Below are 12,904 nucleotides of genomic sequence, written 5' to 3' on the forward strand. Positions count from 1 at the left end.
AACACCGGATCCGGGGTAAAAGGCGGTAAAAATCCCCCCACTTACTCGCCCCCTTCGTTAAGAACTTCCAGATACTTCACGTTGTTTTCGATTCTGAGCCTGCACCCGAACAAGGGCAGCAGGGACTCAAGGCTTCGCCCGAAGACGAAGTCCAGAACCCCTTCGGGGATGTTCAGTTGGCTGGCCACAAAGTTTCTGAAATGAGATTCGTAAGACACGAGGTCGATAATTTCCGCGGCCACCTCTTCACCCCGTGAAAGCCTCTGAAACAGAGCGTGTAACCTCTCGAAGCTACATTTTCTATCGTGTTCCTGCAATAGGTCCATAAGAAGCTCGACATCCCCAAGGACATCTCTTCTCGTCAAATAGGGCTGCTCGCTCAATTCGTTGAAGTATGAAGGATCCCAGCAGGCCTGAGCACGGCATTGAAGCGGGCGATTTTCGTATATTCCGCAAAGGCAGGAAACGGGATCGAAGAAAACGCACTCATTGCTTCCGGGTTTCTCCTTGATCTTTATTCGCTCGTCTATCAGGAAGTGAGCCTTGCCCCGTCGTGGATCTCTTACCGGTTCGCCTCTTCTAAGGGTCACGAGCCGATCCATGGGGATCTTTTCGGATCTCAGAAGTTCAAGGTCTTCCAGGTAAAGCGAAGGGCTTCCCCCGCGGCAGCATTCACCGCACTGAACACAGGCGGGCAGGGGATTAAGAGACTCCTTCCGGGTTATTTCGATGAGTTCTTTCCAGAATTGAACCTTCTCGGATGGTGCCGCGCTTTCCCAGTTTCTGAAGATCTGTAAGGCTTCGGGGTGTGATTCCACCTGTAGTTGCAACCTTCTGACCGGTAGCAGCGACTCAAGGTCGGCCACGATGTTTTTCATCTGCTCTTTCCAGGCTTCAAGAAGCTGGTCCAGGCTCCATTCCGAAGGGTTTGTGGTGTGTTTCTTGCTCATTGATCTTCTTCTCCGCCCTGAATTATACCGCCTCCCAGTATTACCCCGTCGGCGTCGTAAAATACCGCGGCCTGCCCGGGAGTTATTGCAGGCTGGGGCTCACGAAATGTTATCCTGACCGTTCCCTGTCCGCAGGGAATGATGTTTCCTTCGGCGGGGATGTGCTGCTGCCGAATCTTAACGAAAGCCTTGAAGGCCTCCGAAGGTTCCTCAAGAGCCCCCCAGACGACCCGACCCACCGTGCAGTCTCTGCGATAAACGTCCTTCCTGCGTCCCACGTAAACGGTTCCTGTTGCCCCGTCCAGACGCACGACATAATAGGGCTCCGTAGAGGGGATACCGATTCCCCTTCTCTGACCTATGGTGAAACGATGGATTCCCCTGTGATAGCCCAACACATTTCCTTCAAGGTCCTTTATGGGGCCACCCTCGTTGCCTTTCTCAAGACCGATACTTTCTATGTAATCCACATAGGACCTGTTACCCAGAAAACATATCTCCTGGCTTTCCTTCCCGGCAAGGTCCGGGAAGCCGTATTCTTTAGCCCACTTCTTTGCTTCCGATTTTGTTGCCCTGCCCAGAGGAAAAATAGTTCTGACCAGTTGAAGCTGAGAAAGGGCAAATAGAAAGTAAGACTGGTCCTTTTTTGTATCCCTGCCCCGGGCCACGGCAAAACGGCCATTACGGTACGGGGATGGCACTATCCGGGCATAATGACCCGTGGCAAACCGCTCAATACCGTAAAGGTTAAATCCGATTTCTGCAAAGAGGCCGAATTTTATAAGCGGATTGCAGTGAACACAGGGATTTGGGGTTATCCCTTTTAAGTATGCTTCTACGAAGGGCCTTACAATCCGATCGTGAAATTCTGATTGAAGATCGACGGTATAGACCTCGTTAATTCCTATTAAGCGAGCTCTGGAAGCCAGATGCTCTTCCTCCTCACGGTCTTCACCGTCCTTCCGGATCCTCATGTGAAGCCCTACTACTTCGTGCCCTTCCTCTATAAGGCAATATGCGGCATAGAGGCTGTCCACTCCTCCGCTCAGAGCAATTCCCACTCTCAACGCCTACGCCAGCTCCTCCTGAAGTACTTCCTCTTCCATATTGCGGTCGAAGGTGACCCTCATGGCGTGAGCAGGGCAGGCCTTCACGCACCATTCACAGGCACTGCACCGTTCGGGATCGAACAGAACCTCCATCTCGGGCCGCTTTATGTGGAGCGCTCCCGTCGGGCAAACGGCCGTACAGGCACCACACTGAAGGCAGAGCTCCTCATCGCGTCTTATGCTCTGACCGATCGATTCGACCTGTACCCCTATCCGCTTTAAGTACTCGATGCCTCTATCGTAATCACTTTTGTTGCCCCGGAGTTCCAGAACCAGAAGGCCTTCTCGTCGGGGGAAAATTTGAGCCTTTAGAATATTGAACGTCAGGTTGTAATTCCTGACGAGGTTAGTGATTATGGGTTTGTCCACAATTTCGGAAGGGAATCTCAAAACCAGCATCTTTGCATACATGCTCTTGTTCCTTTCAACCCTTTGGTATTATCTACCGCAGTGAAGTTTTAGCGAAAATCGTAGGGCAGGGCAACCTGTTGCCCTACTCATAGTCCTGGATTTTTCTGATGCGAATGGGTCTTTTCGTCAACGAGTGTTTCATTTTGCCGGTAAGCAGTGATTTGAGGGCGGATTTTGCAAGTCGGGCGTCTTCTTCCGAACAGTAAAACGCCTTAAGGCCCTCGATCTCCGGATAAACCCTATCCACACGTTCCCACCGGTTTGGCCCCAGTTTCGCTTCCAGAACGTAAAGAGCTTTCAGCTTCTCAACGGCGAGAAGACAGAATCTGTCACCGAGGTTTTTCTCCAGCTCACGGATTACCCTTACTTCTTCGTCGTTTAATCGGGCAATTCGAATCGAGCAGGACACTTTTGCCCTCCGGATCACTGTGCTTTGAGTAGTTCAAGACATTCTTTATTGTTGAGTACCTGTAAAAGTGGATGGAGGGGAGTTTTTTTGTAAGCCTTTATTACCGCAAGGTGTGCTTCCGGGTTGTGGGCGGCACAGCACTGTTCCATAATCACCGCCGAAAAATCATTACTCACCGCATCCAGAGCGGTGGTGAGAACGCAAATGTTCGTTGCAATCCCTGAAACGAAGATCCTATCCACCCCAAGGGTTCTCAGGGTCTGATCCAGATCCGTCTTGAAAAAGGCACTGAAGCGGCGTTTCTGAACGATGTGGTCTGATGGAGATCTGTGAAGCTCGTCAATGGGTTCAGATCCCTCCGTGCCTCTCAAACTGTGAGGTTTTAACCCTGCTCTGAATATGAAATCCTCCGGTAGAAAACTATCACAGGCAAACACGACAGGATAATTTTTTGCGTGAAAAAGGTCGATAAAGTCGTTTAGAAAGGGAATGAACTTTTTGCACTCCAGCACAATGGGTGATTCGGGATGCCTCCTGAAGGTGTCCTTCAGCATGTCCACAATAATAAGGGCCGGTTTCACTTTTTAACTCCTTACTGAAAAACTCTTCGGCTTTCTATTGCCTGTTTAAGGGTCAGCGGATCGGCGTATTTAATGTCCCCGCCTGCCGGTATGCCGACGCCTATACGGGTCAGTTTTATACCCCGATCTTTCAGAAGATCGTAAAGATAACGGGCCGTGGCTTCACCCTGAGATGTGGGATTGGTGGCAATGATGATTTCTTCAACACCTCCGCGCTCGATTCTCTTTAGAAGGGGTTCTATGTTAAGTCGTTCCGGTCCGACGTTTTCAAGAGGGTTTATAACTCCTCCGAGCACGTGGTATCGTCCGCCATAAATCCCTGATTGCTCGATGGCAATCACATCCGTTGTGGTTTCCACCACGCAAATCTGATCACTCCTTCTTTTTGGATCCTGGCATATGGCACAGAGATCGTCGTCGGCCAGATGAAAGCATTCTTTGCAGAGGGTCACACTTTTTTTCATCTTTATGATGGCTTCGGCCAGGGCGAGGACCTCTTTTTCGGGCTTCTGGATGAGATACATGGCTATGCGGGTTGCACTCTTTTCTCCCAGTCCGGGAAGAGAGCCGAGCAGGCGGATGACCGTTCTTACCGAGGATGGGAAGGCTTTCATACCGGTTACTCCGAATTATTTTAGAACAGTCCGGGTATTTTTAATCCCGGGATGTTAAGGCCTCCTGCCAGTTTTGCCATTTCCTGAGCCATTAGCTCCTGGGATCGCTTTATGGCTTCGTTTACCGCCGCAACGATAAGATCCTGTAACATTTCCACATCATCGGGGTTTACCACCTGAGGATCAATTCTTATCTCAACGATTTCCTGCTTTCCGTTAGCAACAACCGTTACCATACCTCCACCGGCCGAAGCTTCCACCGTCTTGAGCTCCAGTTCCTGTTGAAGTTGTTCGACCTTTTCCTGAAGCTGTTTCAGGTTGCCCAGAGAATTAAAGATCTTCATCCACACCTCCCGTTATAAGGGAATCACCTTTTTCCTCATCGTCATGGTTCATCATACCGGGCCTTTGAGCCGGCTTCTTCAGTGGCCTTACCGCTACTATGCGGCCTCCGAATATTTCCAGAACCTCTTTGACGGCTGGATGGTTTAGAGCTCTTCTTTCTATTTCCTTTTTATCGTTAAAGGACCCTTTACCGTTGTCCGCCCGATTGTTGCCGTCATGGGCTTCCAGAAGGATTTTCTCCGGAGGGCTTGAAAAGAAACGACTTAACAGCTCCAGTATGTTGTTTTCTTTGCGTTTCAAAACCTCTGCGTAGGCAGAAAGCACATGGATTGTCCATATCGTTTCCTTTGATGTGTCAACGTAGCTTCCCTTTAGCTGGGTTTCCAGTAAAGGGTCCTGCTTTGCCGCCCATGAAACGAACTTGTGCCAGTCTTTTTCGGGGTTCCCGGAGGGAGACTCGGGCCGGATGTCCAGAACCTTTTTTGATTCTGATTCCGCCGATTCCGCTAGGGCAGGGTGTTTTTCCCGAAAAGCGCCGGGCTGAGGCTTTTCAGCTCCGGGGCGGCGTGTTTCCAGATTTTTTATGATTTCGGGAAGCATAACGAAGTGAGGTACCTGGGCGAGTCTGAGGAGAGCCGCCTCCAGCACCAGATGAGGTTGAGACGATCGGCGTATCTGGTCCATGGCCCGAATCAGGAGTTCGTAATAAATCTGGACGGTTTGAAGAGATGTCCTGTCTGTCCACTTTTGCAAAATCGGGGTCATCTCGTCTGATGTTACCCTTCCACTTCTGCCTGCAATTATGAAACAGGCCAGATGGTGGCACAGATCGACGAGGCGCTGACAGAATTTTGCGCAGTCCAGCCCTCTTTCGTAAACGTCCGAAGCGACGGCAATGCACTCCTCAAAGTTTGCCGAAATAACGGCATCCATTGCCCGGATAAGTGTGGATCGATCGACGATACCCAGAAGGTTGAGGATCTCTTCGGGTCTGAGGTTTTCGTCCTGAAATGAGACCACCTGCTCCAGCAGGGTTTCGGCATCACGCATGCTACCGTCCGCCTCACCGGCTATCGCTTCTATGACGTCAGAGGCGACATCGTAGCCTTCGGTGCGGCATATAGAGCTCAGATGCTCCGTTATATCTCTCACAGGGATTCGCCTGAAATCAAATCGCTGACAACGGCTTACGACGGTGGAAGGTATCCTGTGCGGTTCCGTCGTGGCAAAGATAAATCGAACGTGAGACGGTGGTTCTTCAAGGGTTTTGAGGAGGGCATTGAAGGCTTCGGGGGTTAGCATGTGTACTTCGTCGATTATGTAGACCTTATATTTTCCGGTGATGGGCCTGTAGGCCACCGTCTCCTGCAGTGATCTTATGCTGTCTATACCCCGATTGGATGCACCGTCTATTTCGATCACGTCCGGCGATTTCCCTGCCGTTATGGACCGACAGGAAGGACAGCTATTGCAGGGTTCTGATCCGTTTCTTTCGGTGCAGTTAAGGGCCTTGGCGAGAATCCTTGCAACGGAAGTCTTTCCCACTCCCCGGGGACCCGCAAATATGTATGCATGAGCTATCCGTCCGGTCGATAAGGCATTTTGAAGAATCCTCGTTACGTGGGATTGACCTACAACCTCTTTAAAGCTCTGAGGTCTCCACCTGCGGGCGAGTACGATGTAGGACATACAATCGGTTTGCCTCTCCTGAAAAAATAAAAAATGGCGGAGAGAGAGGGATTCGAACCCTCGGTACGCCTTGTGGGCGTACACACGATTTCCAGTCGTGCCCCTTCGTCCACTCGGGCATCTCTCCGCAATGCGTCCTATGCAGACATGTGGCGGAGAGGGTGGGATTCGAACCCACGTGCCCGGCTCATCACCGGACAAGTCGATTTCGAGTCGACCCCGTTACGACCACTTCGGTACCTCTCCGCCCTCTATCGAGCTCTACGGCGTTCCAGAAAAAAGCCTCGCAGAATTTCCGCCGCTTCTGTGCCGAGAACTCCTTCACGAACCTCCATATAATGATTAAAAAACCCCCGTGTTGTCAAGTCAAGGCCGACATGAAAGGCCCCGGCTCTTGGATCCGGTGCTCCGTAGACCAGGCATTTGATCCTGGCATGAATCATCGCACCGAAGCACATGACGCAGGGTTCAAGGGTTGTGTACAGAATGCATCCCTCCAGCCGATAGTTTCCCAGTCGTTGCGCCGCCTTGCGTATGACCAGTATTTCGGCATGAGCGGAAGGATCGCAAAGCTCTATCGGACGGTTATGATCTGCCGCAACGAGCCTCCCTTCGCCGTCGATTATAACGGCCCCCACGGGGACTTCTCCCCTCTCGGCAGCCTTTCTGGCATAAGCCAGAGCAAGCCTCATGAAGTGCTCGTCATCTTTTGACAACCCACTGACTTCAAGCATTCCGATACTCTGCATCTGTGTATTGCGCCCTGCCAGTAGAAATCGATAATCCGGTCGTCTCTTTTCGTTTCTTCAACGGCCATCTCAACGAGTTTGCTTTCTCCGGAAAAGCACAGCATCAGCCCGGCACAGACCCTGATGTACGGTCGGTCCTTCTGAACGTAGGCGACGGAAATATCAATTGCCCTTTTGCACAATTCCGGCCGAACACTGCAAAGCCTTGCCGTTCCCCACATTGCACCTTCGAGAAGCGGTTCATGTTCCAGAAGGTTCCCTTCGGGATCAATGTAAGAAATCAATATCCGGTGATATTCTTCGGCGAGCCAGTCACACCGGGCAAGGATTTCTCCCATCGCTTCGGCACATCCCCAGCCAATCCCGCCGGACTCATCGTTAAGCTGCCACATGAGACGCCTTACGACCGTCCGGGCCTGTTCGGCCTGACTTTTTGCAATTGCGGAAACCACAACCCCCAGTGCGGTTACGGCGTGCCATCTGACCAGAAGATCGGAAGAACAAAAAAAAGAAAACAGGGGGCTTATTAAAACCCCCGGGTTCTCGAATTGCTCCAGTAACTTCTCTTCTTTAAAAGGAACCTCTTTCAGAAGCTGATGCAGTTTCCGCTTAACGCTCCTGTAGCTTTCCCGTCTTTTTTCCACCCACACCGCTCAGTTCTTTTTTACGGCAGATTTTGGCAGTACCGAGATGGTACCGTAGCGGTCGTAGGTCACGTACTTTCCTTCAAGCTGAGACAGGACAAAGCTCTGCATCAGCGTTGCGGCAGCATCTTCTATTGCCCGGGCCATCAACACCCTGGCATCGTGCTCACCGTAAACGGACTTTGGAGTGGTTTTGACCTCGGCACGATTAGCCCAGACTATTTCACCCGTTTCGGCATCCTGGACAACGATCCTGAGGTGTACGACCGCCTTGTCCACCCTACCGCCTTTGTGAGCAAGATAGGCGGCCCCTGCTCCGGCAGCTCCCCAGATGGCCGCATTGAAACCGCTCCAGGCATTGGACTCAACAATGGCTCCTCCGAATCTCGGATGGCCTTCTATTTCCTCGTCTCCTTCGATGGGGAAGTCCGAAGGTCCGGCCAGAGCTCCAATCAAGCCTCCAATGGCCATTTTATCTATCATCTCGTAGGTATCCGATTCTGCTATGCCGAAAACCGTTCTGGATCCCACTTTAAAGAAAAAGGGCAGAAGCCCCGTCTGAACGGGATTGAAGCTGTCATCTCGACCCGTGTCGATCTCTATAATGCGGCCCCGGATAATGTACTTTGCACCAAAGCGCGCGCCTATCTCCTTAACCGTCGAATGGTCTAAAGCAATGAGCCTTTGCTCGTCCCAGTACTTCTCCTCGCTCTTCTGCAAACTCAAGTTGTGATATAAAGCCCTCGCAATCTCTGCCTTGATCGTATCACTCCACTCGGCCGCAATCTCTTCGCGAAGGGTTTGGATTTCCGGCCCTTCCCCCAGGTTGATTTCTTTTTCACGAATTATCCCTCTTTCCAGGAGATAAGCAATAACGTCTTCTTCCATTACCGGATGGTAGCCGTATCTTTTGAGCTCATCCTGAAGTGCTTCCATGATCATAACGTTACGCCACCAGTAATCGTAAGGAGTACCGGAGGTTGTGTAATCGGCAAAGGGAAGGATTACCACCTTCTGCTGATTGCCTATATCGGTTTCGGGAACCACCGGCGAAACGAGCTCAACCGTCGAGTGACCGCAACTCTGACACAGAGCCGCAAAGGCCACCACCATGGCTATCGTGACCGACTTATATACCAGTGACTTCACGACAGTACCCTCCACGTCTTGAGGTGCACACAAATGCAGGAAACCAGCCCCTTTTAAAGCAGAACAATGGTCGGGACGGGCGGATTTGAACCGCCGACCCCTAGCTCCCCATGCTAGTGCGCTCACCAGACTGCGCCACGCCCCGACTGCATCGCCTTAAACTATGCCTCACTTTTAGCTCGATCATTCCTATTAGTCAACTTGGTTGATGAGATTATCGAAAAATTTATTTCTCTGCCGGCGTTTTTAACAAATATCCTTGTTTGTCGAAAGTCTTCTCAGAAGGCACATTTTTCTTGTCAGCTCTGAGACATCTGTGATATGCCCTTGCCCGTTATAATATGCCGGTAATGCAACCAGCTCGTGTTGTTGGACGCATATTTTACGAAAGGTAGGTGAAAAGTTAATGGCGGAAGCCGAAGTCAAAGAACCTTTTGAAAAAAAGATTCGTAAACTCCGCAAAGATTTTCAAAAGAACGTCCAACCTGTGTTGAGACGGCACAATTACTACTTATCAAAAGGTGAGCGACGCCGCATTAAGCGCAAAAAGGCCATAAAAAGGCTACAGCGTCGTGAACGCCGCCTGGCAGGAAAGGCATAAGAAATAACCACGGGCTGGTTGCATTCGGCATTACCTTTCAGGGGGCATAAAGCCCCCTCAAGCACCTAGGCGGTGAACCCACCCTTGAACTGAGCTTTTCGCTTCTCCAGAAAGGCATTAACACCTTCACGGGCGTCTTCACTGGTGAAGACCAGTCCGAAGGCGTTTGCTTCGAGCTCACAGCCACTTCTCAGATCAACACCCACTCCCTCATCTATCACTTTCTTGATTGACCTGAGGGCTATCTGGCTCTTCTGGGCGAGGGCCGTCGCAACCTTTAAGGTTTCTTCCAGGAGTTGATCTGCGGGGAAAACCCTGGCCACAAGACCTATCGCTCTGGCTTCCTCGGCACTTATCATTTCACCGGTCATGCATAACTCTTTGGCCTTTGCACGCCCCACGAGCCTTGCGAGCCTCTGAGTACCACCAAATCCCGGGATTATTCCGAGGTTGATCTCCGGCTGGCCGAACTTTGCCTTCTCCGATGCAAAGATGAAGTCACAGCTCATGGCCAGTTCACAGCCGCCCCCGAGACAAAACCCGTTAACACAGGCAATTACCGGTACGGGGAGCTGCTCCAGGCGGAAGAAAAGCTTCTGGCCCTTCAGGGCAAACAGATAGGCTTCAAGAGCGTTCATCTTGGGAAATTCCGTGATGTCCGCTCCGGCAACGAAAGCCTTTTCACCGGCTCCCGTAATTACCAGAACCCGAACGTTTCCCTCTCGCTCTACAGTGTCGATCACGTCGTTAATTTCGTCCAGAGTCCCGGGATTAAGGGCGTTTAACGCCTTTGGCCGGTTTATCGTAAGCAATCCGACGCCCGGGTCCTTCACCTCAAAGATGATGTTTTCGTACGCCATCTCCTCCCTCCTATCGCTCAACGGTTAAGGCACAACCCTGGCCGCCTCCAATGCACAGCGTGGCAAGCCCTCTTCGGGCACTTCTCCTTTTCATTTCGTAGAGCAACGTGGTCAATATCCTTGCACCCGATGCCCCTATGGGGTGTCCCAGGGCTATAGCACCCCCGTTTACGTTGACCTTCTCAACGTCCCAGCCCATTTCGCGATTCACCGCAATGGCCTGAGCGGCAAAGGCTTCGTTGGCTTCTATTAGATCGAGATCATCAACGCTCCATCCGGCCTTCTCGAGAGCCTTGCGGCTGGCCGGTATAGGCCCGGTACCCATGATCGCGGGATCAACACCGGCAGAAGCATAGGATACGATCCGTGCCATGGGTTCGATACCCAGCTCCGATGCCTTCTTTTCCGACATTACGATAACTACGGCGGCTCCGTCGTTTATTCCCGAGGCGTTTCCCGCCGTGACCGTTCCCTCCTTCTTAAAGGCCGGCGGGAGCTTGGAAAGCGCTTCAAGGGTTGTTCCAAATCGGGGATGTTCGTCGGTGTCGAAAATTATCGGATCCCCCTTGCGCTGAGGTACCGTAACGGGGACGATTTCTTCCCTGAATTTGCCCTCTTTTATCGCGGCTTCTGCCTTCTGCTGGCTTCTGAGGGCAAACCGATCCTGTTCCTCTCTTGAAATCCCGAATCGCTCGGCAACGTTTTCGGCCGTGATCCCCATGTGGTATCCGTTAAAAATATCCCAGAGCCCGTCGAAGATCATCAGATCCACAAGACTTCCGTCTCCCATTCGATGACCCCATCTGGCCTTGGGGACGGCATAGGGAGCCTGGCTCATGTTTTCAATTCCCCCGGCGACCACTATTTCCGCCTCACCAACCATGATGGCCTGGGCAGCCAGTATCACTGACTTCAACCCCGAAGCGCACACCTTGTTAACCGTAAAGGCCGGCACTTCGTAGGGTATCCCCGACTTTACGGCAACCTGACGTGCCGGATTCTGCCCCTGTCCGGCCTGCAAAACGTTTCCCAGTATCACTTCATCAACCATCTCCGGCGTCAGGTTGATGCGCCGCAGTGCTTCTTTAAGAGCAACCACTCCCAGATCCACGGCCGATACCGATGCAAGCGTTTTTCCGAAACTCCCCACAGGCGTTCTGACGGCAGTCGCTATAACGGCCCTCGTCATCAGATCCCCTCCTTTTAACGGGTTTGTGAAGCTCGCAGGACTTTGACAAAATACACGAGACTTTTAGCACAAAGGTTCACCAGAATCAAAACATGTTAGACTCGGGCGAATTGTTAATTTCCGGGCTATTCTTTAAAAACGGCACCGAAGCGCTTTCCCATTTCCGAATAAACCGGCGGGAATTGGGGTTCGTAGTTCACATAGGGCGTTATCGGATACCTTGCACCGATTGCCTTTCCGGCCCTTTCGAGACCCTTCACCAGATTTTCGACCTGCTCCCAGGGAACGGCGAATACCAGTTCGTCATCCTGAGTCCCGGCAAATATGCGCTCTCCGTTCCCGGGGATAACAATTGTGGCGTCTCCGTTTTTTAAGGGTTTTACCAGGTATTCAACGCACTCAACCTTACCGCCGAAATTTCCGGATACGCGGCGTCCTGTTGAGTATGACCAGGCCTGGGCTATTCTCATCATCTGGGCGGCATTTCCGTAGATAATCAATACCTGAGGTTCGAAGGATGCTCTGGCCAGAGGCGAAAAAAGCAGGCTCCTGAATTCTCCCTTCGATGCCAGGGCCATCGATTCCACTTCCGACAATCCCGATTCGGCGTTTTGTGAAAAATCCACCTTACAGAAAAGCTCGACCATGGCTTCTCCCGGATTATCGGTCCCTGAGAAGCCAAACCCTATTGCCGCAGGAACGCACTGAAAATCCTCTTCTCTCATGCCCACAGTCCATCCATAGTTGCGGGCCATCGTTACGGCCTGGCAGACCGTGACTTTTTTCTTCAGAAAAGCCGAAGGGAATCTTACTTTTTCCGGCATTTCCGAATCGTCCCTGCAGAGCCTTGCCGCAACCGGAAAGGTCTTCAGACGAAGAAGCTGCATCAAAAAATCCTGGATCTCTGAAGTCTTACTCATGTTATGCCTCCCCCGGGTTCTTGTTTTCGAATTTTCATGTTTATCATCTCTACAAAGAGTGAAAATACCATGGCAAAGTACACATAGCCCCGTTCGATCTCCTTCCCGAAGCCTTCCGCAACCAGAAGTACGCCGATTAGAATTAAGAAACTCAGGGCAAGTATTTTGATCGTGGGGTGTCTGTCGATGAAAGCGCTTACGGCTCCGGCAAAAATCATCATGCCGGCTACGGCGAGAAGAATGGCCGTAATCATCACAACTATGTTTCTGGCCATCCCAACGGCGGTCACTATGGAATCCAGAGAGAATACCATGTCCAGTAACATGATCTGGACTATGGCTCCGGCAAAAGAAGCCTTTGCTCCGGGTCCGGCGGAAGGAACACCTCCGGGTCTTTCAATCCTTTCGTGGATTTCGTAAGTTCCCTTGCCGATGAGAAAGAAACCTCCCAGAAGCAGGATTATGTCCCGGCCCGAGAAAGAATGATTCAGAAGGGTTATCAGGGGCGTCGTAAGCTTCATTATGGCCGTTATTGCCGAAAGCAGGGCGATACGGAGGACCAGAGCTCCGGAAAGTCCGATCAAACGAGCCTTTTTCTGGCTTTCCGGCGGAAGTTTCCCGGTGACGATGGCCAGGACGACGATGTTGTCGATACCAAGAACCAGCTCCATTGCCGTAAGGGTT

At 51.6% G+C, this 12,904-nt stretch carries 16 protein-coding genes and 3 tRNA genes; 1 reads left to right on the forward strand and 18 read right to left on the reverse strand.

What is annotated here, in order from left to right; translation table 11 throughout:
* Positions 1-41: 41 nt before the first annotated feature.
* The 14 genes from BM091_RS07485 to BM091_RS07550 all read right to left on the reverse strand — a co-directional run bounded on the left by BM091_RS07485 (position 42) and on the right by BM091_RS07550 (position 8,795).
* Positions 42-950 carry a YkgJ family cysteine cluster protein gene (locus BM091_RS07485; RefSeq protein WP_093394696.1) on the reverse strand — a complete coding sequence of 303 codons (909 nt, stop codon included), beginning with the start codon at positions 948-950 and terminating at the stop codon, positions 42-44.
* Complete coding sequence (gene mnmA / locus BM091_RS07490; protein ID WP_245735314.1) at positions 947-2,011, reverse strand: tRNA 2-thiouridine(34) synthase MnmA; 1,065 nt, start codon at positions 2,009-2,011, stop codon at positions 947-949. Before mnmA ends, BM091_RS07485 begins: the two co-directional genes overlap by 4 nt.
* A 9-nt stretch (positions 2,012-2,020) precedes the next feature.
* A complete protein-coding gene (locus tag BM091_RS07495; RefSeq protein ID WP_093394699.1) occupies positions 2,021-2,470 on the reverse strand; it encodes an NIL domain-containing protein in 450 nt (149 codons plus the stop codon).
* A gap of 82 nt (positions 2,471-2,552) precedes the next feature.
* Complete coding sequence (locus BM091_RS07500) at positions 2,553-2,879, reverse strand: hypothetical protein (protein WP_093394701.1); 327 nt, start codon at positions 2,877-2,879, stop codon at positions 2,553-2,555.
* Positions 2,880-2,893: 14 nt separating this feature from the next.
* Positions 2,894-3,460: a cysteine hydrolase family protein gene (locus BM091_RS07505; RefSeq protein ID WP_093394702.1), complete on the reverse strand. Its 567-nt coding sequence runs from the start codon at positions 3,458-3,460 to the stop codon at positions 2,894-2,896.
* Between the two features lie 11 nt (positions 3,461-3,471).
* Positions 3,472-4,074, reverse strand: a complete 603-nt coding sequence (gene recR / locus BM091_RS07510; protein WP_093394704.1) for a recombination mediator RecR — start codon at positions 4,072-4,074, stop codon at positions 3,472-3,474.
* 20 nt (positions 4,075-4,094) lie between these two features.
* The gene (locus tag BM091_RS07515) at positions 4,095-4,418 is read right to left on the reverse strand and encodes a YbaB/EbfC family nucleoid-associated protein (RefSeq protein ID WP_093394705.1); all 324 of its coding nucleotides are present in this window, start codon (positions 4,416-4,418) and stop codon (positions 4,095-4,097) included.
* Positions 4,405-6,108 carry a DNA polymerase III subunit gamma/tau gene (gene dnaX, locus BM091_RS07520; RefSeq protein ID WP_093394707.1) on the reverse strand — a complete coding sequence of 568 codons (1,704 nt, stop codon included), beginning with the start codon at positions 6,106-6,108 and terminating at the stop codon, positions 4,405-4,407. The genes BM091_RS07515 and dnaX overlap by 14 nt, the downstream gene beginning before the upstream one ends.
* Positions 6,109-6,142: 34 nt before the next feature.
* A tRNA-Ser gene (locus BM091_RS07525) sits at positions 6,143-6,235 on the reverse strand.
* Between the two features lie 23 nt (positions 6,236-6,258).
* A tRNA-Ser gene (locus BM091_RS07530) sits at positions 6,259-6,354 on the reverse strand.
* A gap of 5 nt (positions 6,355-6,359) precedes the next feature.
* Positions 6,360-6,842, reverse strand: coding sequence for a tRNA adenosine(34) deaminase TadA (tadA, locus tag BM091_RS07535; protein WP_177193571.1), 483 nt, complete (start codon positions 6,840-6,842; stop codon positions 6,360-6,362).
* Positions 6,797-7,501, reverse strand: a complete 705-nt coding sequence (locus BM091_RS07540) for a DVU0298 family protein (RefSeq protein ID WP_093394710.1) — start codon at positions 7,499-7,501, stop codon at positions 6,797-6,799. Before BM091_RS07540 ends, tadA begins: the two co-directional genes overlap by 46 nt.
* A gap of 9 nt (positions 7,502-7,510) precedes the next feature.
* Positions 7,511-8,650 (reverse strand): hypothetical protein, encoded by a 1,140-nt coding sequence (locus tag BM091_RS07545; protein ID WP_093394711.1) that lies wholly within the window; start codon positions 8,648-8,650, stop codon positions 7,511-7,513.
* A gap of 67 nt (positions 8,651-8,717) precedes the next feature.
* A tRNA-Pro gene (locus BM091_RS07550) sits at positions 8,718-8,795 on the reverse strand.
* 261 nt (positions 8,796-9,056) lie between these two features.
* On the opposite strand from BM091_RS07550, the gene BM091_RS07555 reads away from it, so the two are divergent.
* On the forward strand, positions 9,057-9,251 hold the full coding sequence (locus BM091_RS07555; protein ID WP_093394713.1) for a hypothetical protein: 195 nt from the start codon (positions 9,057-9,059) through the stop codon (positions 9,249-9,251).
* A 65-nt stretch (positions 9,252-9,316) separates the two neighbouring features.
* Here BM091_RS07555 and BM091_RS07560 read toward each other — a convergent pair whose 3' ends face one another.
* The 4 genes from BM091_RS07560 to BM091_RS07575 all read right to left on the reverse strand — a co-directional run bounded on the left by BM091_RS07560 (position 9,317) and on the right by BM091_RS07575 (position 12,891).
* Positions 9,317-10,111 carry an enoyl-CoA hydratase/isomerase family protein gene (locus BM091_RS07560; RefSeq protein ID WP_093394714.1) on the reverse strand — a complete coding sequence of 265 codons (795 nt, stop codon included), beginning with the start codon at positions 10,109-10,111 and terminating at the stop codon, positions 9,317-9,319.
* Between the two features lie 10 nt (positions 10,112-10,121).
* A complete protein-coding gene (locus BM091_RS07565) occupies positions 10,122-11,300 on the reverse strand; it encodes an acetyl-CoA C-acetyltransferase (RefSeq protein ID WP_093394716.1) in 1,179 nt (392 codons plus the stop codon).
* Between the two features lie 125 nt (positions 11,301-11,425).
* Entirely contained in the window at positions 11,426-12,220 is a 795-nt protein-coding gene (locus BM091_RS07570; protein ID WP_093394718.1) for a DUF169 domain-containing protein, read from the reverse strand.
* Positions 12,217-12,891, reverse strand: coding sequence for a TerC family protein (locus BM091_RS07575; protein ID WP_093394886.1), 675 nt, complete (start codon positions 12,889-12,891; stop codon positions 12,217-12,219). Before BM091_RS07575 ends, BM091_RS07570 begins: the two co-directional genes overlap by 4 nt.
* Positions 12,892-12,904: the final 13 nt, after the last annotated feature.

The organism is Thermodesulforhabdus norvegica (assembly GCF_900114975.1).
In the GTDB taxonomy this organism is placed as follows: Bacteria; Desulfobacterota; Syntrophobacteria; order Syntrophobacterales; family Thermodesulforhabdaceae; genus Thermodesulforhabdus; species Thermodesulforhabdus norvegica.

Excerpts from the sequence above, each read along its gene's own strand:
- BM091_RS07485 (WP_093394696.1), bottom strand. The coding sequence starts at position 950 with ATGAGCAAGAAACACACCACAAACCCTTCGGAATGGAGCCTGGACCAG.
- BM091_RS07495 (WP_093394699.1), bottom strand. The coding sequence starts at position 2,470 with ATGTATGCAAAGATGCTGGTTTTGAGATTCCCTTCCGAAATTGTGGAC.
- recR (WP_093394704.1), bottom strand. The coding sequence starts at position 4,074 with ATGAAAGCCTTCCCATCCTCGGTAAGAACGGTCATCCGCCTGCTCGGC.
- BM091_RS07515 (WP_093394705.1), bottom strand. The coding sequence starts at position 4,418 with ATGAAGATCTTTAATTCTCTGGGCAACCTGAAACAGCTTCAGGAAAAG.
- dnaX (WP_093394707.1), bottom strand. The coding sequence starts at position 6,108 with ATGTCCTACATCGTACTCGCCCGCAGGTGGAGACCTCAGAGCTTTAAA.
- tadA (WP_177193571.1), bottom strand. The coding sequence starts at position 6,842 with ATGCTTGAAGTCAGTGGGTTGTCAAAAGATGACGAGCACTTCATGAGG.
- BM091_RS07555 (WP_093394713.1), top strand. The coding sequence starts at position 9,057 with ATGGCGGAAGCCGAAGTCAAAGAACCTTTTGAAAAAAAGATTCGTAAA.
- BM091_RS07560 (WP_093394714.1), bottom strand. The coding sequence starts at position 10,111 with ATGGCGTACGAAAACATCATCTTTGAGGTGAAGGACCCGGGCGTCGGA.
- BM091_RS07565 (WP_093394716.1), bottom strand. The coding sequence starts at position 11,300 with ATGACGAGGGCCGTTATAGCGACTGCCGTCAGAACGCCTGTGGGGAGT.
- BM091_RS07570 (WP_093394718.1), bottom strand. The coding sequence starts at position 12,220 with ATGAGTAAGACTTCAGAGATCCAGGATTTTTTGATGCAGCTTCTTCGT.
- BM091_RS07575 (WP_093394886.1), bottom strand. The coding sequence starts at position 12,891 with ATGGAGCTGGTTCTTGGTATCGACAACATCGTCGTCCTGGCCATCGTC.